We start from the raw sequence: 21133 nt of genomic DNA, 5'->3' as shown, positions 1-21133 counted from the left end.
CAAAATCTAGAAAGGACAGGCCCTTGGTGACGACGACCACCGCCCCCGTCGGCCACGCCTGGCGCACGCTGTCGGTCGTGAGCCTGGCCGGCGTGCTGACCGGGCTGGGCGGCAGCTCGATCAACGTCGCGCTGCCCGAGATCGCCCGGCACACCGGGGCCGACGCCACGGCCGCGGGCTGGATCCTGCTGGGCTTCCAGTTGACCACGACCGTCCTCATGGTGGTATTCGGTCGCTTAGCCGACATGTTCGGCAGGCGCAGGATGTACCTGCTCGGGCTGGCCGTCTACACCGGGGCCGCCCTGCTCGCCGGGCTGGCGCCCGGCGCGTGGGTGATCGTGGCCATGCGGGTCGTGCAGGCCGCCGGCGCCGCGATGTTGCTCACCAACAGCGCCGCCCTGGTCAGCGACGCCTTCCCGCGCGAGCGGCTGGGCGAGGGCATGGGCGTCTACGTCGCCTCCTTCTCCGTCGCCGGGCTGATCGGCCCGACGCTCGGCGGCGTGCTCGCCGCGAACCTGGGCTGGCGCTGGGTGTTCTGGTTCAACGTGCCCATCGGCGTGATCTGCCTGGTGTGGGGCGCGATCACGCTGCGGCGGGCCGAACCGGCCGGGCGCGAGCGCGGGCTCGACCTGCCGGGCAGCGTGCTCATGCTGGTCACGCTCGGCGGGCTGCTGCTGGCGCTGTCGGAGTTCGGCAGGCTGGGGTGGGGGCATCCGGTGGTGGCCGCCGGGCTCGCCGCGTTCGCCGTGGGGTTGCCGCTGTTCGTGGCCAGGGAGCGGCGGGCCGCCCATCCCGTCGTGGACCTGCGGCTGTTCCACGACCGGGCGTTCGCCTGCGGCACGCTCGCCTCCTTCCTGAACGCCGTCGCGCGGATGGGCATGGTCTTCCTCGTCGCGCTCTACTTCCAGGCCGTGCGGGGGGACGATCCCGTACAGGCCGGGTTGAAGGTGCTGCCGCTGGCGGTGGCGGCCATGGTCGCGTCGGTGACGTCGGGCTTCCTCCAGCGGCTGACCAGCGCGCGCACCCTGGCGGTGGCCGGGGCCGCCACCACGACCTGCGGGCTGCTGGCGCTGCTCGGCACGATGTCGGCGAGCACGCCGTACCCGGCGGTGGCCGCCGGGCTCGTGCTCATCGGCCTCGGCTCCGGCGTCTTCCTGCCCTCCAACACCACCGCCATCCTGGACGGCCTGCCCTCAGAACGCCTCGGCATCGTCAACGCCATGCGCCTGATGCTCCAGAACACCGGCAACGTGGTCGGCACCGGCCTGGTGCTGTCGATCATCACCGCGCCGCTGCCCGCCGGGCTGCACCGGCGCGTCTTCGCCGGGACGCTGTCGCAGCTCTCCGGCGACGCGGTCGGCCTGCTCGTGACCGGTTACCGCTGGGCGCTCACCTGCATGGCCGCGATCTCGGTGCTGACCGTGCTGGCCTGCCTGGCCCGCCGCAAGGCCCGGTGACCAGCGGGCCGGACGGTACGGGTACCGTGGCGGACGTGGCAGAACCCTCCCCGGCGCACCGGCACGTCTTCCCCCGCATGGTCAGATTCGCCGACATCGACTCCCAAGGGCATGTGAACAACGTGCGCTTCCTCGACTACCTGGAGGACGCCCGCTTCGGCATGTTCGCGATCGATCCGGTCAAGGCGGGCGAGGCGCCCTTCGGAGGGCTCGTGGTCACCCGCCACGAGATCGACTACCGCCGCCCGCTGGGCCTGCGACCCGAGCCGGTCAGGGTCGAGACCTGGGTCACGCAGATCAGGCCGGTCCGCTTCACCCTGGCCTATGAGATCCGCGACGATGACGAGGTCTACGCGACCGCCACCTCGGTGATCGTGGCCTACGACGTCGAGCGGGCCGCGCCGCGCCGGCTCAGCGAGGACGAGCTCGTCCTGCTCAAGCGTTACTCGGCCCAGGGCTGACCGCCCTGGAACCGCAGCCGCCCGCCGGTCCCGGCAGGAAACGCTGGCTGATGCTCGCGCTGGGCGTCAACGCCCATGCGAGCGTCACCTTAGGACTGTTCGGCCTTCCTCTCGTCATGCCGGAGATTGAGCGACATTTCGGTGTTCCGCTGGCAGTGGCCGGAGTCATCGGGAACGCCCCGGGAATCGGCGTTCTGGTGGCACTCGTCGCCTGGGGCGCGCTGGCCGACCGGCACGGCGAGCGCCTGGTGCTCGGCATCGGCGTGAGCCTGGCGGCCGTGCTGCTCGCCGCCGTCGCCTTCGCCGGGCCGGCCTGGGCCGTGATCGCGCTGCTCGCGCTGGCGGGCGCGGCCGGCTCGGCGGCCATGGTCGGCGGCGGCCGGATCGTCCTGCGCTGGTTCCAGCCGCCCGAGCGCGGGGTCGCCATGGGCCTGCGCCAGGTGTCCTACACCCTCGGCATGGCCGTCGCGGCGTTCGTGCTGCCGCCGGTCGCGCGGGCGCACGGGCTGCCCGGCGTGCTGCTCGTCTGCTCCGCCGTGAGCCTGCTGGCCGCCGTCCTGGCCGCGCTGTTCCTGGCCGAGCCGCCGCACTCGATCGCCGGAGGGAGCGCGGGGCCGGCGCGGTCGCCGTACCGGCAGCCGGCGCTGTGGCGGGTGCACGCGACCAGCGGGCTGCACGCGGTGCCGCAGATCGTGGTCAGCACGTACGGCGTCACCTGCCTGGTCGGCCTGTACGGCTGGGACGCCGTGGCCGCCGGCCAGCTCTTCGGCCTGTCGGCCGTCGCCGGAGCCGTGGTCCGCGTGGCCGTCGGCCGCTGGTCCGACCGGGTCGGCCTGCGGATGCGTCCCCTGCTGCTGCTCGCCTGCGCCTGCCTGGCCGTGCTCGCCCTGCTGGTCGTGGGCACGGCGACGGACAGCCTGCTCGGCCCGGTGGCGCTCGCGACGGCCTCGGTGCTCACCGTGTCCGGCAACGGGCTGGCCTACCTGAGGGCGGGCGAGCTGGCCGGGCCCGCCTGGGCGGGCAAGGTGCTCGGCACCCACAACACCGTCCAGAACGTCGTCGCCCTGGGGGTGACGCCGCTGGCCGGGGCGCTGATCACCGGGACGGGGTACTGGGCGGCGTACGCGGTCGGCCTGGCCTGCGCGCTGGTCTCGCTGCCCGTCATCCCCGTCCGCGGCGAGCAGCGGGCCGGCCTTCGGTCATGACTCCCCGCGCAGCCACACGGCGGTGTCCGGCGGCAGCGTCCCGGCCTGGACCGGGCCGCTGGACAGCAGCACCGCGTCGTGCGCCGGCAGCCGTACCGGCTCCATCCCGCAGTTGATGGCGCAGATCAGCGGGCCCCTGGAGAAGAAAAGCGCTCCCTCGGGGGAGTCCAGCCACTCCAGGGTGTAAGGAATCACACCCGCCAGCTCGCGGCGGCAGGCCAGGGCACGACGGTAGAACTCCAGCGTCGAGTCCGCGTCGCCCTCCTGCTTCTCGGCGGTCAGCTCGGCGAAGGCGGCCGGCTGCGGCAGCCACGGCCGCACGCCGGGCGGCGAGAACCCGTAGGAGGGCGACTCGGCCGACCACGGCAGCGGCACCCGGCATCCGTCGCGGCCCGGCAGTTTGCCCTCCGACTGGAAGAACACCGGGTCCTGCCTGGCCTCGGCGGGCAGGTCGGTCACCTCCGGCAGGCCCAGCTCCTCGCCCTGGTAGAGGTAGGCAGAGCCGGGCAGCGCCAGCATCGTGAGCAGCGCCGCCCTGGCCCGCGCCAGGCCCGTGCCGGGATCGGCGGTCTCGTAGCGGGTGCGATGGCGTACGACGTCGTGGTTGGACAGCACCCAGGTGGCGTACGGGACCGAGGCCAGGGTGTCGTCGATCACCTTCTTGAACGCGGTCGGCGACCACGGCGCCTGCAGCCAGGCGAAGTTGAAGCTCTGGTGCAGCTCGTCGGGGCGCACGTAGAGGGCGAGGTCCTCGGCGCTGTCGGTCCAGACCTCGCCGACGGCCATGCGCTCCCCCGGGTAGCCGTCCAGCACCTTGCGCCAGTCGCGGTAGACGCCGTGCACCTCCGGCTGCCCCCAGACCGGCGAGACCGACTTGAACGACTGGTCGCCGACGTCGGGCAGCCCCTCGGCCTTGTACAGGCCCATCGCCACGTCGATGCGGAACCCGTCCACGCCCTTGTCCAGCCAGAACCGCAGGACGTCGAGGAACTCCGCGTGCACCTCGGGGTTGCGCCAGTTGAAGTCGGGCTGGCCGGGGGCGAACAGGTGCAGGTACCACTGCCCGTCGGGGACCTGGGTCCACGCCGGGCCGCTGAACGTGGACTGCCAGTTGTTGATCGTGTCGCGGAAGATGTACCGGTCGCGTCCCTCGCCCCGCAGCGCGGCCTGGAACCAGGGGTGCTCGGAGGAGCTGTGGTTGGGGACGATGTCCACCAGCACCTTCAGCCCGTGCCCGTGGGCCTCGGCCACCACCGCGTCGAAGTCGGCCAGCGTGCCGAACAGCGGGTCGACGCCGCGGTAGTCCGCCACGTCGTAACCGCCGTCGGCCATCGGAGAGGGGTAGAACGGCGTCAGCCAGATGGCGTCGACCCCCAGCCTCCTCAGGTACGGAATCCGCTCCCGCACCCCGGCCAGGTCGCCGACGCCGTCTCCGGAGGCGTCGGCGAAGCTGCGAACGTAGATCTCGTAGACGACGGCATCACGCCACCAGGGGATATCCATGTGGGCGTCATGCCCGTTATGTCGGCGAGTTCACCAAGCTTTGGGCCGCGTAGACCAGATAGTCCCAGAGTCTGGTCGCCTGGTCCTCGGGCAGGCCCAGCGAGTCGACCGCGTCACGCATGTGCCGCAGCCAGGCGTCGCGCTCGGCCTCCCCGATCACGAACGGCACGTGCCGCATGCGCAGCCGGGGATGGCCGCGCTCCTGGCTGTAGGTGTTGGGGCCGCCCCAGTACTGGATCAGGAATCCGCGCAGCCGGTCCTCGGCGCCCGTCAGGTCGGGCTCGGGGTAGAGCGGCCGCAGCAGGGGGTCTTCCGCGACACCTTCGTAGAAACGGTGGACGAGGCGGCGGAAGGTCTCCTCGCCGCCTACGGCGTCGTAGAAGGAGGTCTCTGTCACGTTCTCACCTTATGCAATGGCGACCATGGGGATTCCGGCGGAGTCCAGGGCGGCCTTCACCCTGAGCCGGATCTCCCGGGCGACCTCGGCCTGGCGCGAGGGCAGCGTCTTGGCGGTGATGCGGAACACCAGCGCGCTGTCGGAGAGCTGCTCCACGCCGTACACCTGGGGCTCCTCCACGATCACGCTCTCGCGGAACTCGGGGTCGGCCCAGATCTCCTCGGCCACGATCTCCAGCGCCGCGCGTACGGCGGTGATGTCGGCGTCGTAGGCCACCGGGACGTCGAAGTAGGCCCGCGACCAGCCCTGCGACTCGTTGCCGACGCGGGTGATCGTGCCGTTGCGGACGTACCAGACGCGGCCGTCGGCGTCGCGCAGCCGGGTGACCCGCAGGGTGACCGCCTCGACCGTGCCGATGGCGGCGCCCGCGTCGATCACGTCGCCCACGCCGTACTGGTCCTCCAGCAGCATGAACATGCCGGCGATGAAGTCCTTCACCAGCTCCTGCGCGCCGAAGCCGATCGCGACGCCCAGGATGCCGACGCTGGTCAGCAGGGGAGCGATGGGGATCGTCAGCCGGTCGAGCACGGTCAGGATGGCGGTGCCGAGGACGACGATGGAGGCGATGTGCTTGAGCACCGAGCCCATGGTCTCGGCCCGCTGCTTGCGGCGCTCGTGCAGCAGCGCGTCGATGCCGTCGGTGGCGGCGTTGCGGCGGAACCTGTTGGTGAGCGAGCCGCCGGTGGCTGCCCGGTTCACCACCTTGGTGATCAGCCGATGCGAGATGTTCCGCACGACGAACCCGAACACCAGGATCAGGGCGATGGTGATCAAGCTGGCCAGCAACGGCGCCCACGAGGCGTTGTTCAGCCACTCGACCAGGGGACCACAGATCACCGTGTCACCTTGACAGGCTTGCGCCATCTGCGAGCTCACTTTGTCCAAGTCCTGCACGAGCGACGACTCCGCCGGGGTGGGCGTAGGTGATGGCGCTGGTGTCACCAACAGGAACACTGGATGGATTCCCCCTCAGGAAGCGGTTCGGTCAGCGGCAAATCAGTCCAATTGGATCTAAAAATACCGCTGACCGAACCGGCCGCCGTCACATCACGCCGGGGAAGACGGGGTCGCCCGGTCTCTGGGCCGCGGAGGGAGAGACCGGACGCTCCGATGACGGACGGCTCGGACGGGCCACACACCCGGAAGCATGGCCCGTTCCGGTTCCAAGGGGGGAGGTGATCCCCCCGGCACCCGGCGGGCGCACCCGCCGGGCTGATCTGCGCGCACGGGCGTGCGCCCGCGCGAAGGGGCCGGAACCGGCGGGACGATCAGGGGCCCGGGAACCCGGACGCCCTCCGCACCGATCGTCCCGCCGGCCCCGCGGGGCCGCCGTGGGGGCGGTGAGCCGTGGTGGCTGCGCTCCACCCGGATCACCGCGTGGTCACTCTCCCACCGCGGCGAGCACGCGTGCGACCTTGGTCGCGGCACCGGCCGGGTCGTCGGCCGTGTGCATGGGTTCGCCCCAGGACCAGCAGTACCACCAGTCGGGAAGGTCCGAGGCGTTCGCCGGCCGGCAGGTGACGTTCTCGGACAGGCTCGTCGCCTTCGGGTTGATGACGCGTACGAACTGCCGGCCGCTCTGGGTCTGGACCACTCGTGCGAGCAGACCGCGAGCGCCGAGCTCGGATACGAGGCGCTGCAGATGTCCGATCTTGTCGTCCGTCACCTTCTCGTCCTCCCTGGGAATCGTTGCTGGTGGGCCAAACATGGCTCAAGTCAACAGCACACGCAACGCCACCCTGCTGATCACAGGGAGTGGCTATTCCCTCATGGGTTGTAAGAAACAGTCCCTCGGAGGACGATCCTTAACCGTAGGCTTGATGAGCACGTTTCCAAACGGCCCTCGCTGCTTCATAGTCGTCTCTAGGCGAAGAGCTACCTGAGGGCTACGCTGAGTCACCAGTCTTGACGGGTCGAGACATCGGGAGAGGGGCCGGGATGTCCGGCAGGCAGCACAGGGAAACGGAGATCGCCCGGCGGATCAGGGCCAAGGGCCTTGCCACCGGGCGCACCTCCGCCCAGATAGCTGAAGAGATCCACGAGGCGTGCTCGCCGCAGTTCAGCACAACCCGCATCAAAGCGCACCGCCTGTCCTACGGCATCGCGCTCGCGGACGTGATCGAGCAGGTGCGCGCGTTGTTCGAGCGCGACGCCAAGGCGCCGCCGGGCATCGGCGAGACGTTGCTGTCGGCGTACGAGAGCGGCCTCAAGCGGCCGGGCCCCGAATACCTCCACTACCTGTGCTCGGTCTACCGGGTCGAGCCCATCGAGCTCGGCTTCGACGGGCCCTGCATCTGCGGCCACGGCCACCGGATGCCCGGCGTGCTCGGCGACGCCGGCAGTCGCCTGGTGGCGGCGGCGTCGGCGTCGATCCCCCGCGACCTGGTGATCCATCCGATGACCGTCGAGGCCGACGCCCAGGAGGACGAGAACATCCTGCGGCGCACGTTGTTAAATCTGCTCGACACCGACGTCTCGTTCAAGCAGCAGTTCGACGGGCCGGTGCTGGGGGCGTGCGAGGGCATCCGGCGGCGGATGGACGAGACGCTGGTCTCGGCCACCGTGTCCGGCGGCATGCTCGACCAGTGGGAGGAGGCGACGCTGGCCTTCGGCCGCCAGTACACGACGACGCCCCCGCTGCGGTTGCTGTGCGACGTGCTGCTGGAGCTGAGCGCGGTCCGCACGGCGTTGTCCCGGCGCCAGCCGATCGACCTCCAGGACCGGCTGTGCCGCATGGCCGCGCAGCTGGCCGGCCTGAGCGGCATGGTGATGATCAACCTGGGTGACCACCGGCTGGCCCGGTCGTTCTTCCGCACCGGCCGCCTCGCCGCCGACGAGACCGGCGACCGCGCGCTGCGGGCCTGGATCACGGCCAGGGAGTCGCTCGTCCCCCTCTACTACGGCGACGCCCGCGAGGCGCTCAACCTCGCCAAGAAGAGCCGCGACCTGGCGGGCGCCACGCCGTGCGTGGCCCAGGCCATGGCGCCGGTCGTCGAGGCGCGGGCCCTGGCCATGCTCTCGGGCACCGACAGCAAGAAGGAGGTCGTCGACCAGGCCAAGCGCGCGCTGGCCCGGGCCAGGAGCGCCTTCTCGCACATGAAGAGCGAGGAGCAGGAGGACATGGCCTTCGGCTACACCGAGAAGCAGCTCTACTTCTACCAGGGCGACGTGCTCACCAAGCTCGGCCAGACCATCGAGGCCGAGGTGGTGCTCGACCAGGCGCTCGGCAAGTACGAGGACCACGTCCTCGACCAGACCCTGATCAGGCTCGACCAGGCCCAGTGCCGCCTCCTGGAGGGTGACATCGACGAAGCCCTACAAATTGGTACGAACGCCTTGCGCAATCTGGGGGATGAATATCTTACGGACCTCATCATCCGCCCGGCGCTCGCTCTGGAGCAGGCGATCATGAAGAAGGACGACAAACATCACATGCTGGCTGAATTCAGCGCCCAGCTGCGGCGTCGGAAGTTGGCCCAGAAGGAAGGGAGCGGTGGATGACGTTGAAGATCCGGCGGTACCGCTGGTCCGATCTCGACACCATCCTCGCGCTGCACCGGATCTGCCTCGCCGAGGTGGGTCTCCAACCCGGCGACGGCGTCTACTACGACGACGACTTCCCCCGCATCCAGGAGATCTACCTGGCCTGCGGAGGTGACTTCATCGTGGGCGAGGCCGGCTCGCGGGTGGTCGCCATGGGCGGCCTGAAGCCCGTCGACCGGGAGACCGCCGAGGTGTGCAGGCTCAGGGTCCATCCCGAGTTCCAGCGGCGCGGCTACGGCGGCGCCATGCTCTCGGCCCTCGAAGACCGCGCCCTGGAGCTCGGCTTCAGCAGCCTGCGCGGCGACACCACGCTCAACCAGGGCGCGGCCCTCGCGCTGTACGCCCGCCAGGGCTGGCGTGAGCTGTCGCGCTCCCAGGTGGGCGACCTCGTCGTCATCTACGGCGAGAAACGGCTGGCGCCCGCGCCGGCCATGGAGCTCTAGCTCCGACGACGACGCCGCGGTCCGACGCTTCCGGATCCGGCGGCCACGCCCCATCCCCTCCTGGGGCCTTGGCTTGTTTTCCCTTTCCGCCCCCGCGGGGCTCTTGCGACCTCTACGCTCAGGCGTGACCACACCGCCTCGGGCTGATCGCGGAGAGTGACGATCCTCGGGGCGCCGCCTCCGTCCGTTCGCACGGTACGCGCACGCGTCCGTACCCGGTGCGAATGTGGAGAGCTCGGCCGTACCAGGCAGTAACCGCAGGAAAGAGCAGTTTTCGCCGCCGCCGGTATGGATGTTTCGGGCCTGGAGTGAGGGTCTTAACTCCAAGTGGAAGAGGAACCTCACCGCCTTCTCCGCGTGCTCTGGCGAATGCATTTAGTAGTGGCATGCTCTGCTCCATGGCAGTCGTGCCCGCTTCCCGACCCCTCCTGGGAGCCGTGCTTCTGTTGTTCGTCAGCGCCGCTTGGGGGTCGGCGTTTCCGCTGATGAAGGATCTCATCCTCCGGTTACCGGTGGAGGACCTGCTGGCCGAGCGGTATCTCATCGCCGCGGTGACGCTGCTGGTCATCCGGCCGCGCTCGCTGCGGGGGCTGTCGCGCCGGACGTGGGTCAACGGGCTCGTGCTGGGTCTGCTGTTCGGCGTCGGGCAGACCGCCCAGGCGCTCGCGCTGCACAGCCTGCCCTCTGCGGTGTCGGGGTTCGCCGTCGGGTGCAGCGTAGTGATCACTCCCGTCCTGGCCCTGGTGATGTGCAGGAGCCGGGCGCCGCGGCGGGTGTGGGCCGGGGTGGTGCTCGCCATGGCGGGGATGACCGTGTTCACGCTGCTGCGCGGGGTCGAGGACCACGAGGTCTCGCTGCTCGCGCTCGGCGTCACGCTCACGGCCGCGGCGCTCTACTCCGCCCACACGCTCATGCTCGCCGAGCTGTCCAGGAAGGGCGAGCGCTTCCACGCGTACGCGCTGACCACGATCCAGCTCTTCACGATCGGCATCCTCACCGGGGGCTTCGCGCTGCGCGGCGGGATCACGCTGCCGTCCAGCCTGCCCGACTGGGCGATCCTGGCGCACCTGGCCGTGGTGTCGTGCGCGCTGGGGTTCCTGGCCCGCTCGTACGGGCAGAAGCACGTGCCGGCCGTGCCCAGCGCGATCATGATGTCCTCGCAGCCCCTCTGGGTGGCCGCCATCGCGGTGATCTGGTTCCACGAGCAGGTGGGCTGGAGCATGGTGCTGGGCGGCGGGCTGATGGCCGCGGCGATGCTGCTGGCCCTGCCCGAGCGGCCGGCCGCGGGAAAAGAGAGCCGGCCGGGCAGGCGCGACCTGCTGGAGGTCTCCCGCCGCGCCGCCCTGGTGCTGGCCGACCTGCGGATCAAGCGTGAGGACCGGCTGCGTTTCGAGCCGGGGCCGGCGCCGTTCATCGCCAAGAGCGCGTGCAAGGACGTCGAGGCGTGCCCGTGGAACGCGCACGCGCTCAAGGGCGGCGGGGAGCCGAGCCTGGAGCGGCTGATCGAGCGGGCGACCGCGATCGTGCGCGCCAAGAAGCTGCCGGGGCCCGGCTGCTGCCAGTCCGTCACGCTGGTCGGGCGGTGCCTGTGCACGTTGATGGAGGAATCGGAACAGACGCGGGTCGCGGCGGTCGATCATTGGTTTCGGTCTCAATAGGCTGCGGGACGCGCACAAATGCCAGGTGCTTCTTATTCGTTAAACCGCCACTTCCTCACCATAAATCTTGATATCCGGTTGGGTGTCCGAATAATGGATAATCACACCCATCGGAGAGGCACGTCATGAAGCGCATCGTCGTCCGTAAGCCAGGCACCGCGAGGCTCGCAGGGACCGCAGGCGTCATTCACAAGGGGTGACCGAGAACGGGCCCCACCTCAGCGTCCAGGGCGGGTCGCCCGCCCGACGGGGGGCCGTGCGGCCGCTGATGCCGCTGATAGACGCGCATCGCCGGCCGCGCGGCCCCTACACCGTGGGCGCCGCGCTCCTGCGGCGCCTGGTGCCGGACGCCCCGCGCGAGCTGGTCGCGGCCTACGACATCGAGATCCGGGCGGTCGCGCCCGAGCTGGCCGGGCAGGTGCCCGCCCGGCGGACGACCATCGACGCCGGGCTGCCGGACGAGGAGCGCATCCTGGTGCCGGCGCCCCGCCGGACGCTGCGGCTGGCCAACGGGGTCGCCGAGTTCGTCCGGGCGGCCGTGCGGCCGGGCGCGACGCTCGCGGTGTGCAACGGCGCGCACGCCGACCCGACCGACACCGAGCTTCTCGACGTCCTGACCCGGCGCGTCCCGGCCGGCACGCTGGCCGTCACGGTCTACGCCGAGGGCCCCGAGCCGCCGCCCGACGAGCGCGGCGCCGACGAGCTGTGGCCCCTGGTGGACCGTTGCATGCGCGAGGGCTTCCTGCACGCCGCGGCCGAGCTGGGTGAGCTCGGCCTGGCTCGGACGGAGCCGGGGGAGGCACGGTGGTGGCGCTTCGCCCAGCGCACCGCCACCGCGCTCGGCGGGCTCGGCCGCGTCCAGGAGGCGCGGGCGCTGTGGGACCGGGTACGCGCGGCCAGCCAGGACCCGGTCGTGCACGCCGCCGCCGCGTACGGGACGGCCATGCTCGACGCCCGCCACCCCGACCCGGCGCGGCGCGACCTGGGCAGGGCCCGCCGCTGGCTCAACGAGGCCATCGCCATCTCCAGCCTGCTGCCCGACCCCCTGGAGAGGGCCTTCAAACTCGGCTTCGACCGCAACGGCCTGGCGCTGGTCGAGCTGCGGCACGGACGGCTGGAAGCCGCGCTGTCGCTGGTGGAGTCGGCCGTCGAGCTGGCCGGTGAGCTGGGCGACCGGCACCAGCTGCACCGGATGGTGCTGCTGACCAACCGGGCCCAGCTCCTCGGCGCGCTCGGCCACGCCAAGGAGGCCCTGGAGGACTACACCGCCGCCATCGCCCTCGACCCGGGCTTTCCCGACACCTACCTGGAACGCGGCAACCTGCTGCTCCGGCTGGGGGAGGCCGAGCAGGCGCTGGCCGACTACGAACGGGCCATGCGGGCCGGGCCGCCGCTGCCGGAGGCGTACTACAACCGGGCGGAGCTGCGTACCGTGCGGGGCGACATCGAGGGGGCGCTCGCCGACCTCGGCACGGTGATCGAGCTGGACCCCGCCTACCTGGACGCCTACGTCAACCGCGCCGGCCTGCTGGCGGCGGCGGAGCGGGACGAGGAGGCCAGGGCCGACGTCACGGCCGGGCTCGCCCGCGCACCGGAGAACCCGCACCTGCTCACCGTGCTCGGCCAGCTGGAGACGGCGGCGGGCCGCTTCGAAGAGGCCGCGGCGGCCCTCGACCTGGCCCTGGAGCACGCCCCCGAGCTGGCCGCCGCCTGGGGCAACCGGGGCGTGCTGCGTTACGCCGCGGGCGACGCCGAAGGCGCGCTCGCCGACCTGACCCGGGCCATCGAGCTGGACCGGCAGCCCGACCTGTACGCCAACCGCGCCGTCGCCCTGCGCGCCCTGGGCAGGACCGCCGAGGCGGAGGCCGACGAGCTCCGCGCGACCGCCTCCGCCTGACAGTGGGACGATTAATGCATGACGGGGCGTATAGGGCGAGCCGCGGGGGTGTGCGGGGCACTCGGGGTGTTGTGGTGGGCCACCGCCCGGCTGGCGTGGGCCGGCGTCGGCTGCGCCGACTGGGACTGCCTGGCACCGGCCCTCGGCGCCCTCCTGGCGATCAGCCTGGTCATGCTCGCCGGGGCCGCGTACGTGCTGGAGCGCGTGGACGTGCGGCCCGCGCGGCGCGCCGCCCTGGTGGCCGCCGGGGCGGCGGTGGCGTTCTGGGCGGCCGGGAAGCTGCTGCCGTCGGTGCCGTACACCGCCGCGCAGGCCGTGGGCGCGGCGGCCGTGTTCGCCGGGGCGGGGGCCGTCGCGGCGTTCGTGACCGGGCCGGGGCTCGCGTTGCGCTGGCGGGTGCTGGTCGCGCTGGTGCTGGCCGGCGTGCCGTGCGGGGTGTTCGCCGTGCTCTGGTTCGGGCTCGGCGGCTGACGCCCCGGCCCCGGGACCGGCGGCCCCGGGGCGGGTCAGGCGGGGAACACCTGGACGTGGTCGGGGGCGACCCGCAGGCGCACCTCGTCTCCCGGCGACAGGCCGGCGGCGGCCCTGGACGGCACGTCGGCGAAGATCACCGAGGGCCCCGCCTGGGCGTACACGCGGGTGGTGGCGCCCAGGAACACCGTCACGTCGACGACCGCCCGCGCGCCGGGGCCGTCCGCGGCCAGCTCGACGTCCTCGGGGCGGAACATGCACAGGACGCGTGGCGCGGGCGCCTCGACGTCGAACGCGCCGCCCGCGGTGACCCGGCCGTCCACCGCGTCGAGTTCGAGGGTGTTGCGGTTGCCGACGAAGCCGGCGGCGAAGCGGGTGGAGGGCGCGGTGTAGATCTCCGCGGGCGGCCCGCACTGCTCGATGTCGCCGGCGTTCATCACCGCGACCCGGTCGGAGATGGCCAGGGCCTCGGCCTGGTCGTGGGTGACGAAGACGGTGGTGATGCCGACCTGGTGCTGGATGCGGCGCACCTCGTCGCGCAGGCGGTGGCGTACCTGGGCGTCCAGGGCGGACAGGGGTTCGTCCAGCAGCAGCACCTCGGGACGGGGGGAGAGCGCGCGGGCCAGGGCGACGCGCTGCTGCTGGCCGCCGGAGAGCTGGTTCGGCAGGCGGTCGGCGAGGTGGTCGAGGCCGACGAGGTCGAGCATCTCGGCCACGCGGTCCCTGACCTCCTCCTTCGGCCGCTTCCTGACGGTCAGGGGGAAGGCGACGTTGCCGCCCACGGTGAGGTTCGGGAACAGCGCGTAGGACTGGAAGACCATGCCGATGGGCCGCTTGCGCACCGGCACGCCGGCCATGTCGGCGCCGCCGATCGTCAGCCGCCCGCCGTCGAACCCGGTCAGGCCCGCGATGCAGCGCAGCAGCGTGGTCTTGCCGCAGCCCGACGGGCCGAGCAGGGCCAGCATCTCACCCTGCTCGACGCTGACGCTCACGCCGTTCAGCGCGGTGTGGCCGGCGTAGCGCTTGGTGATGCGGTCGAGTACGACGTGGCTCATGGAGTGGTGCCCTTCTGGACCGGAGCGGTGGCCATGGACGCGCTCACCCGGCCGCGGCCGAGCCAGACGACCAGCGCGGACAGCGCGAACAGCAGGCCGAAGGTGAAGATGGTGACGACGGCCAGCGCGTTGGGATCGCCGAGCGTCCGGGAGACGAACTGCCTGGCCGACCAGAGCGGCAGGGTCTCGTAGCTGACGCCGGTGAGGATCTTGGCGAGCGCGAACTCGTTCATGGCGGTCGCGATGACCAGCAGCGCGCCGGAGACGACGCCGCCGCGGATCGCCGGGAGGATCACGCTGACCAGCGTGCGGGCGGGCCCGGCGCCGCACGTGGCGGCGGCCTCGCTGAGCTGGACGGCCCCCGCCGCCAGCAGCGAGCTCTCCACCGCCCGGTACATGAACGGGAACGCGATCGCCGCGGTGGCCGCGGCCAGCAGCCAGAACGTGCCGAACAGCTCGGGCGCGACCGACTTGGTGACGAGCTGGAGCCCCGCCCCGACGACCACCCACGGGACGGCGAACGGGATCACCGCGATCGTCTGGACGATCGACCCGATGCGCGGGTTGTGCACGACCGACCAGTACGCGGCCGGCACGACCAGCACGATCTCGATCACCACGACGACCGCCGAGAGCACGAGCGAGCGGCCGAGCGCGGCCATGACGTCCGGCTCGGCGAACACGCCGGCCCAGTGGGCCAGGGTGTAGCCGTCGGGCAGCGGCGTGTCGGTCCAGCGGGTGGCCACCGAGTACAGCAGGGCGGCCAGCAGCGGCAGCCCGAAGTAGACCGCCAGCAGGCCGAGGAAGACGCGCCGTCTCACAGCCACCTCGCAGCGCGCCTGAGCGAGAGCCGGTAGAGCAGGGTCGCCCCGATGGCCAGGATCATGAGCAGCACCGACAGCACGGCGGCCCGGCCGAGGCCGAACACCGAGGACTCCAGCGTGCTGCCGATCTGCAGGGTGATGAGCTTGGTCGCGCTGGGGGAGGAGCCGATGGCGTACGCGACGGCGTAGACGCCGATCGTCCAGGTGAAGACCAGCAGCCAGCCCGCGATCACGAACGGCGCGAGCACCGGCAGGCCGACGTACCGCCAGAACTGCCATCGGGTGGCGTGGCAGACCGCGGCGGCCTCCTGCCAGTCGTCCTTGAGCACGCTGAGCGCGGGCAGCGTGAGCAGCACGAACATCGGGACGTTGAAGTACAGGTAGACGACGTTCATGCCGTTGAAGGAGCCGAGCGAGGGGAACGGGTTGTCCTCGATCCCGAACAGGCCCTTGAGCACGAGCGTCAGCATGCCGGTCGAGCCGATCAGCGCGACGAAGCCGAAGGCCAGGCCGATGCCGGCGAAGTTCGAGGCGACGTTCATCAGCGACAGCCAGAAGGCCCGGCCGCCGAGGCGCATCCGGGTGATCAGCCAGGCGGCGGGCGCGCCGAGCGCGGTGGCCAGCGTGGCCTGGGTCAGGCCGAGCGCCAGCGAGCCGCCGATGGCCTGGCGGTCCACCGGGTTCCGCGCCACCTTGACGATGTGGTCGAAGCCGTAGCCGCCGTCCGGCAGGGCGAAGGTGTCGTGCAGCAGCCGCAGCGCCGGCAGCACGAGCGTGGCCAGCGTGAACAGCAGCAGCGGCAGGGCCGGGCCCCAGGCGGTGAACAGCCTGCCCGGGGCCCTGCGGCGCGCGGCGGCCGGTGGAGCCGCCACGGACTCCGTGATGTGGGACGTCACGCGAGGACCTTCGCCTCCCAGTCGGCGACGATCTGCTCGGGATTGACCTTCGTGATCTCGATCTCCTTGACCGGCGCGTACGACTCCTCGGGCAGCCAGTTGGCCTTGGCGTCGGCCGGCAGCTGCAGGTCGCCGTTGAGCGCGCGGACGGGCCGGGCGCCGAACTTGGCGAACAGCGTCTGGGCCTCGTCGGAGAGCACGTAGTCGAGCAGGCCCTTGAGGAAGTCGCCCTTGGCCGTGTTGTACTTGTTGATCATCATTCCGGACGGCGACCAGACCGAGCCGTCGGAAGGGATGATCACCTCCACGTTGACGTTCTTGGCCTTCAGCGCGGCCTTCTGGGCCAGGCCGTTGAAGTCGTAGTTGATCTGGATGGGGGCCTCGCCCTTCTCCAGGGTCTCCTCGCTCATCTTGACGTCGCTGAGGCTGCCGGCGTCCTTGAGCTTCTTGAAGTAGGTGTAGGCGGGGGTCAGGTCGTCCACCGAGCCGCCGCCCGCGACCGCGGCGGCGACGACCATGGCCTGGCCGGTGCCGGAGGAGGCCGGGTTCTTGATGGCGATCTGGCCCTTGTACTCGGGCTTGAGCAGGTCCTGCCAGCTCTTGGGCGGGTTGCTCACCTTGTCGGTGTTGACCACGAACGCGGGCGCGCCGACGAACGTGGCGACCCAGCCGCCCTTGCCCTTCTGCCAGTCCTTCAGCTTGCCCGCCGACGGCGGCAGGTACGCCGGCACCACGCCCTTGGCCTCGGCCACCGGCCCCCACATCAGGCCGATGTCGCTGGCCGTGCCGATCGGGTTGTCCTTCTCGGCGTCGAACTTGACGATCTCCTCCGAGGAGGACATGTCGGTGTCCTTGTGGGCGCAGGTGCCCTGGTACTTGGCGCAGAACGTCTTGACGACCTCGCCGTAGTTGGCCCAGTCGGGGGCCAGGCCGTAGGTCGGCAGGTCCTTGCCCTGGGCGGCGATCTTGCCGGTGTCCGGGGCGGCGGACCAGTCGTATTCACCGGCGCCGGCCGAACTGCCGCACGCGGTGAGGGCGAAAAGGGATGAGGCGGCAATTACCGCCCATGTGCGATGCTTCATATGGACCCTCGGTTAATTCCGGGTGAATTCGACAAGTGCCGTGAGCAGGTCTTTTCCCCGGCATGTCTAGTGCAGCGGAACGGTCCGGCCAATGCGTGATTTGCCTATCGCCGCTATAGGCGGAGCCATATAACGGCTGCCTATCGGGGGCATCGGTCTAATCCCCCTTGTCCGGAACATCCCAGGCCGTGAGGCTTTGCCGTATCAGAAGTTGACCGGAAAGGAACCCGATGGCGACGATCCCGAGTCGCTACCTGCTCAACCACATCGGCGGCGAATGGCGTGCCCCCGAGAGCGGGCAGACCCGGCCGAACATCAACCCCGGCGACCTCTCCGACCACATCGGGGACTTCGCCGAGTCCGGTGGCGCGGACGTCGAGCTGGCCGTGGAGGCCGCCGCGGCGGCGATGCCGGAGTGGAAGGGACTCGGGCCGATCAAGCGCGCCGAGTACCTGCGCGCCGCCGAGCGCCTGATCGAGGAGCGGGCCGAGGACTTCGCCCAGGCGATCACGCGTGAGCAGGGCAAGCTCATCAAGGAGGCGCGCGGCGAGGTCAGGCGGGCCCTGGCCATCCTCGACTTCACCGCGGGCGAGGGGCGCAGGCTGAAGGGTGAGACGCTGCCCGCCGAGGAGCCGCGCACGTTCTCCTACACCTTCCGCGCGCCCATCGGCGTGGTCGGCCTGGTGACGCCGTGGAACTTCCCGCTCGCCATCCCCATGTGGAAGGTCGCCCCCGCGCTGCTGGCCGGGTGCGGGGCGGTGCTCAAGCCGTCGCCGTTCACGCCGCTGACCTCCGCGCTGCTGGTGGAGGCGTTCGTGGACGCGGGCGTCCCGGCCGGGGTGCTCAACCTCGTGCAGGGCGACATCGCGGCGGGCGAGGCGCTGGTGACGCACCCGCGCGTGGCCGGGATCAGCTTCACCGGCTCGCTGCCCGTGGGCCTGGCCATCCACCAGGCCGGCGCGCCGCGGCTGCTGCGCACCCAGCTCGAACTGGGCGGCAAGAACGCGGTCCTGGTGCTCGCGGACGCGGACCTGGACAAGGCGGTCAAGGCCACCGTGTTCGGCGCGTTCGGGCAGTCGGGGCAGCGGTGCAGCGCCACCTCCCGGGTCATCGTCGACCGTGCCGTCAAGGAGGAGTTCCTGTCGCGGCTGGTCGCCGAGGTGGCCCGGCTCAAGGTGGGGCCGGGCCTGTCGGAGGAGGCCACGATCGGCCCGGTCGTGAACGAGACCCGCATGCGCGCCTGCCTGGACGCGGTCAAGGCCGCACAGGAGGCCGGGGCCAAGGTCGCCGTCGGCGGCGAACGGCACACCGAGGGCGTGCCCGACGGCTGCTACGTCCAGCCGACCGTGCTGCGCGACGTGCCCTGGGACAGCGAGATCGCCCAGGAGGAGATCTTCGGCCCGGTGTTGTCCGTGGTGGACTGCGACGGCTTCGACGACGCCATGCGCATCTCCAACTCGGTCAGGTACGGCATGAGCGGCACGATCTTCACCCAGGACCCGGCGACCATCTTCGAGGCCCTGGACCGCTTCGAGGCGGGCATGCTGCACGTCAACCGGCCCGGCGTCGGCGCGTACGCGCACCTGCCCCACATGGGCGCCAAGTTGTCGCAGTTCGGCCCGCCCGAGTGCTCGCCGCAGGTCTGGGACTTCTACACCGAGTGGCGGTCGGCGTGCATAAGTTACTGACGGCCGCCGAGGCCGTCGCCCGGCACGTCCCCGCCGGGGCCGTCGTCGGGATGGGCGGCCAGAACATCAACCGCTGCCCGATGGCGCTGGTGCACGAGGTGATCAGGCAGGGGATCGGCGGGCTGACCGTGGTCGGCTGCAACCTGTCGCTGCCGCTCGACATGCTGGTGGCCGCGGGCCTGGTGGTCCGCACCGAGCAGGGCACCGGCAACCTGGAACGTTACGGCACGCTGTTCGCCTGGCGCCGGGCCGTCGAGCGCGGCGAGGTCGGCGTCGGCGACCACTCGCACCTGGCGATGGCCACCCGCTTCGCGGCGGGGGCCGTCGGCGTGCCCTTCCTGCCGACGCGCAGCCTGCTCGGCACCGACCTGCTGGCCGACCTGGTGTCGGACGGGGTGGCGGTGGAGTCGGCCGATCCGTGGACGGGGCAGCCGGTCGTGCTGCTGCGGTCGATGACGCCGGACGTGGCGATCATCCACGCCAACCGCGCCGACCTGGCCGGGAACGTCGTTATCGAGGGGGTCACCTCCCACGAGGTGGACATGGTCAGGGCCGCCCGCGCCACGATCGTGTCGGCCGAGGAGGTGCTGCCCGCCGGGGCGTTCGCCGACCGGCCCGAGCGGGTCACCATCCCGGAGGCGTACGTGACGGCGGTCGTCCACCAGCCCTTCGGTGCCTTCCCGACCTCCGTCTACCGCGCGTACGACTTCGCCGAGCCGGAGCTCAAGGAGTACCAGGCGCTGGGCCGGGCCGGGGACGCCGAGCTGCGCGAGTGGATCAGGGCCAACCTGGGCGCGTCCTTCGACGACCACCTCAGGGCCCGCGACCCGGCGGGCACGCTCAGGGCCGGGCTGACCGAGCAGATGGGGAGGCTGGTGTGAGCGCGTCCGGGGAGTGGACCGCCCTGCCGAGGGAGTTGCTGGTCGTCGAGGGCGCCCGGCAGATCCGCGACGGCGACCTGGTGATCGTCGGCACCGGCCTGCCATTGCTGGCCGCCACGCTCGCCCAGCGCACCCACGCGCCGGAGGCCAAGCTCGTCATCGAGTCGGGGGTGATGTTCCCGAAGGTCGTGCCGACGCCGGTGTCCGTGGTCGATCCGCGGCTGATGCGCGGCGCCGCGCGGCACGGGTCGCTGTTCGAGGCGCTGGGCGGGCTGGTGCAGCGCGGGCTGGTCCGTACGGGCTTCCTCGGCGGGGCCCAGGTGGACGAGTACGCCAACATCAACTCCACCTGGGTCCCGAGACCGGACGGCTCGCGGGTGCGGCTGCCGGGCAGCGGCGGCGCCAACGACATCGCCAGCCACTGCCGGCAGGTGGTGATCCTGACCGACCACGAGAAGCGGCGTTTCCCCGCCCGCTGCGACTACGTCACCAGCCCGGGGTTCCTGGGCGGGCCGGGGGAGCGGGCCAAGGCCGGGCTCGGGCCGTTGCGCGTCAAGGTCGTCACCGACCTGTGCGTGATGGAGGCCGAGGACTCGGCGCTGACCGTGACGGCGCTCATGCCGGGGGCGAGCGTCACGGACGTACTAGACAACACCGGCTTTACCCCGAAATTTCGGGATTCGTTGGAAATTGTGGTGCCGCCGGACCCCGAGGACCTCCGCCTGCTGCGCGAGGAGATCGACCCGGCGTGCGTGTACTTCCCTGAAAGGAAAGGCCGTTGACCGACAAGAAGCCGTTCGCCTGGGAGACGGCGATCGCCTGGAAGAACAAGGACCGGATCGTCGTGCGCGGGTACGACGTGAACGAGCTGACCGGCAACATCTCCTTCGCCGAGCACTTCCACCTGGTGCTGCGCGGCGAGCTGCCGACGCCCGAGGTGGGCCGGATGACCGAGGCGATCCTGGTGAACATGGCCGAGCACGCCATGTCGCCGTCCTCGGCCACCGTGCGCTTCGCCACCTCCGGCGGCGCCGAGCTGAACGCGGCCGTCGCGGCGGGCGTCGCCGGCATCGGCCGCCTGCACGGCACCGCCGACCGGCCCGCCGAGATGTTCCTCGCGGTCGGGGAGCGGGCCGAGCGCGACGGGCTGAGTGACGAGGAGGCCGCCGCCAAGGTCGTCGCCGAGATGCGCGAACGCCGCGAGCGCATGCCCGGGTTCCACCACGCCCAGCACATCCGCGACCCGCGTACCGTCCGCCTGCTGGAGTTGTCGGACGAGCTGGGCGTCACCGGCCGGTACGTCCGCATCGCCCGCGCGATGGAGGACGCCACCGAGGGCGTCTTCGGCCGCCGCATCTGGCTCAACGGCCCCGGCTCGATGGGCTGTGTCGGCCTCGACATGGGGTACGAGCCGCTGCAGCTCAAGGCCATGTTCATCGTGTGCAGGTCGTTGTCGCTGTGCGCGCACTCGATCGAGGAGATGACCAGGGAGAAGGCGTGGCGGGCCTCCGCCAACTCCGACATGGTCCAGCCGCTGGACCTGTCGATGCAGGGGCCGGACCACTACGACGGCCCGGCCGACCGCACCCTGACCTGACCGCGCCTGGCCTGA

General features: G+C 71.4%; 20 protein-coding genes. 12 read left to right on the top strand and 8 right to left on the bottom strand.

The window, feature by feature from the left end:
• Window positions 1–26 precede the first annotated feature (26 nt).
• The 3 genes from ABZ459_RS37175 to ABZ459_RS37165 all read left to right on the top strand — a co-directional run bounded on the left by ABZ459_RS37175 (window position 27) and on the right by ABZ459_RS37165 (window position 3123).
• A complete protein-coding gene (locus ABZ459_RS37175; RefSeq protein WP_357980645.1) occupies window positions 27–1457 on the top strand; it encodes an MFS transporter in 1431 nt (476 codons plus the stop codon).
• A 77-nt stretch (window positions 1458–1534) separates the two neighbouring features.
• Window positions 1535–1918, top strand: coding sequence for a thioesterase family protein (locus tag ABZ459_RS37170; RefSeq protein ID WP_357980858.1), 384 nt, complete (start codon window positions 1535–1537; stop codon window positions 1916–1918).
• Between the two features lie 50 nt (window positions 1919–1968).
• Entirely contained in the window at window positions 1969–3123 is a 1155-nt protein-coding gene (locus ABZ459_RS37165; RefSeq protein WP_357980642.1) for an MFS transporter, read from the top strand.
• Here ABZ459_RS37165 and ABZ459_RS37160 read toward each other — a convergent pair.
• From ABZ459_RS37160 to ABZ459_RS37145, 4 genes are all read right to left on the bottom strand, one after another.
• The gene (locus ABZ459_RS37160) at window positions 3118–4626 is read right to left on the bottom strand and encodes an alpha-amylase family glycosyl hydrolase (protein WP_357980640.1); all 1509 of its coding nucleotides are present in this window, start codon (window positions 4624–4626) and stop codon (window positions 3118–3120) included. The genes ABZ459_RS37165 and ABZ459_RS37160 overlap by 6 nt on opposite strands.
• Window positions 4627–4642: 16 nt before the next feature.
• The gene (locus ABZ459_RS37155) at window positions 4643–5023 is read right to left on the bottom strand and encodes a globin (protein ID WP_357980637.1); all 381 of its coding nucleotides are present in this window, start codon (window positions 5021–5023) and stop codon (window positions 4643–4645) included.
• A gap of 9 nt (window positions 5024–5032) precedes the next feature.
• On the bottom strand, window positions 5033–5920 hold the full coding sequence (locus ABZ459_RS37150; RefSeq protein WP_357980634.1) for a mechanosensitive ion channel family protein: 888 nt from the start codon (window positions 5918–5920) through the stop codon (window positions 5033–5035).
• Between the two features lie 544 nt (window positions 5921–6464).
• Window positions 6465–6749, bottom strand: a complete 285-nt coding sequence (locus tag ABZ459_RS37145) for a hypothetical protein (protein WP_352360547.1) — start codon at window positions 6747–6749, stop codon at window positions 6465–6467.
• Between the two features lie 272 nt (window positions 6750–7021).
• Here ABZ459_RS37145 and ABZ459_RS37140 point away from each other — a divergent pair, with 272 nt between their 5' ends.
• From ABZ459_RS37140 to ABZ459_RS37120, 5 genes are all read left to right on the top strand, one after another.
• Complete coding sequence (locus ABZ459_RS37140; protein ID WP_357980631.1) at window positions 7022–8584, top strand: XRE family transcriptional regulator; 1563 nt, start codon at window positions 7022–7024, stop codon at window positions 8582–8584.
• Window positions 8581–9069 carry a GNAT family N-acetyltransferase gene (locus ABZ459_RS37135; RefSeq protein WP_357980628.1) on the top strand — a complete coding sequence of 163 codons (489 nt, stop codon included), beginning with the start codon at window positions 8581–8583 and terminating at the stop codon, window positions 9067–9069. The genes ABZ459_RS37140 and ABZ459_RS37135 overlap by 4 nt, the downstream gene beginning before the upstream one ends.
• Window positions 9070–9293: 224 nt before the next feature.
• Window positions 9294–10727, top strand: a complete 1434-nt coding sequence (locus ABZ459_RS37130; protein WP_357980625.1) for a DMT family transporter — start codon at window positions 9294–9296, stop codon at window positions 10725–10727.
• 196 nt (window positions 10728–10923) lie between these two features.
• Window positions 10924–12624, top strand: coding sequence for a tetratricopeptide repeat protein (locus ABZ459_RS37125; RefSeq protein ID WP_357980621.1), 1701 nt, complete (start codon window positions 10924–10926; stop codon window positions 12622–12624).
• Between the two features lie 18 nt (window positions 12625–12642).
• Window positions 12643–13095, top strand: a complete 453-nt coding sequence (locus ABZ459_RS37120; protein ID WP_357980619.1) for a hypothetical protein — start codon at window positions 12643–12645, stop codon at window positions 13093–13095.
• Between the two features lie 35 nt (window positions 13096–13130).
• Here ABZ459_RS37120 and ABZ459_RS37115 read toward each other — a convergent pair whose 3' ends face one another.
• From ABZ459_RS37115 to ABZ459_RS37100, 4 genes are read right to left on the bottom strand one after another with little or no spacing between them, the layout of a single operon-like run.
• On the bottom strand, window positions 13131–14150 hold the full coding sequence (locus ABZ459_RS37115) for an ABC transporter ATP-binding protein (protein ID WP_357980617.1): 1020 nt from the start codon (window positions 14148–14150) through the stop codon (window positions 13131–13133).
• A complete protein-coding gene (locus ABZ459_RS37110; protein ID WP_357980614.1) occupies window positions 14147–14971 on the bottom strand; it encodes an ABC transporter permease subunit in 825 nt (274 codons plus the stop codon). The genes ABZ459_RS37115 and ABZ459_RS37110 overlap by 4 nt, the downstream gene beginning before the upstream one ends.
• Window positions 14968–15870 carry an ABC transporter permease subunit gene (locus tag ABZ459_RS37105; RefSeq protein ID WP_357980611.1) on the bottom strand — a complete coding sequence of 301 codons (903 nt, stop codon included), beginning with the start codon at window positions 15868–15870 and terminating at the stop codon, window positions 14968–14970. Before ABZ459_RS37105 ends, ABZ459_RS37110 begins: the two co-directional genes overlap by 4 nt.
• Window positions 15867–16952: an extracellular solute-binding protein gene (locus ABZ459_RS37100; RefSeq protein WP_357980608.1), complete on the bottom strand. Its 1086-nt coding sequence runs from the start codon at window positions 16950–16952 to the stop codon at window positions 15867–15869. Before ABZ459_RS37100 ends, ABZ459_RS37105 begins: the two co-directional genes overlap by 4 nt.
• A 230-nt stretch (window positions 16953–17182) precedes the next feature.
• On the opposite strand from ABZ459_RS37100, the gene ABZ459_RS37095 reads away from it, so the two are divergent.
• The 4 genes from ABZ459_RS37095 to ABZ459_RS37080 are packed head-to-tail and all read left to right on the top strand — an operon-like array spanning window position 17183 to window position 21118.
• Window positions 17183–18640 carry an aldehyde dehydrogenase family protein gene (locus ABZ459_RS37095; protein WP_357980605.1) on the top strand — a complete coding sequence of 486 codons (1458 nt, stop codon included), beginning with the start codon at window positions 17183–17185 and terminating at the stop codon, window positions 18638–18640.
• Window positions 18625–19521, top strand: coding sequence for a CoA-transferase (locus tag ABZ459_RS37090; protein ID WP_357980602.1), 897 nt, complete (start codon window positions 18625–18627; stop codon window positions 19519–19521). The genes ABZ459_RS37095 and ABZ459_RS37090 overlap by 16 nt, the downstream gene beginning before the upstream one ends.
• Window positions 19518–20303 carry a CoA-transferase gene (locus ABZ459_RS37085; RefSeq protein ID WP_357980599.1) on the top strand — a complete coding sequence of 262 codons (786 nt, stop codon included), beginning with the start codon at window positions 19518–19520 and terminating at the stop codon, window positions 20301–20303. Before ABZ459_RS37090 ends, ABZ459_RS37085 begins: the two co-directional genes overlap by 4 nt.
• Window positions 20300–21118 (top strand): citrate/2-methylcitrate synthase, encoded by an 819-nt coding sequence (locus tag ABZ459_RS37080; RefSeq protein ID WP_357980596.1) that lies wholly within the window; start codon window positions 20300–20302, stop codon window positions 21116–21118. Before ABZ459_RS37085 ends, ABZ459_RS37080 begins: the two co-directional genes overlap by 4 nt.
• Window positions 21119–21133: the final 15 nt, after the last annotated feature.

This window comes from Nonomuraea sp. NPDC005692, assembly GCF_040631115.1.
Lineage (GTDB): Bacteria > Actinomycetota > Actinomycetes > Streptosporangiales > Streptosporangiaceae > Nonomuraea.
The sequence above is the reverse complement of the archived record's forward strand: the minus strand, read 5'-3'. Positions and strand labels throughout refer to the sequence as shown.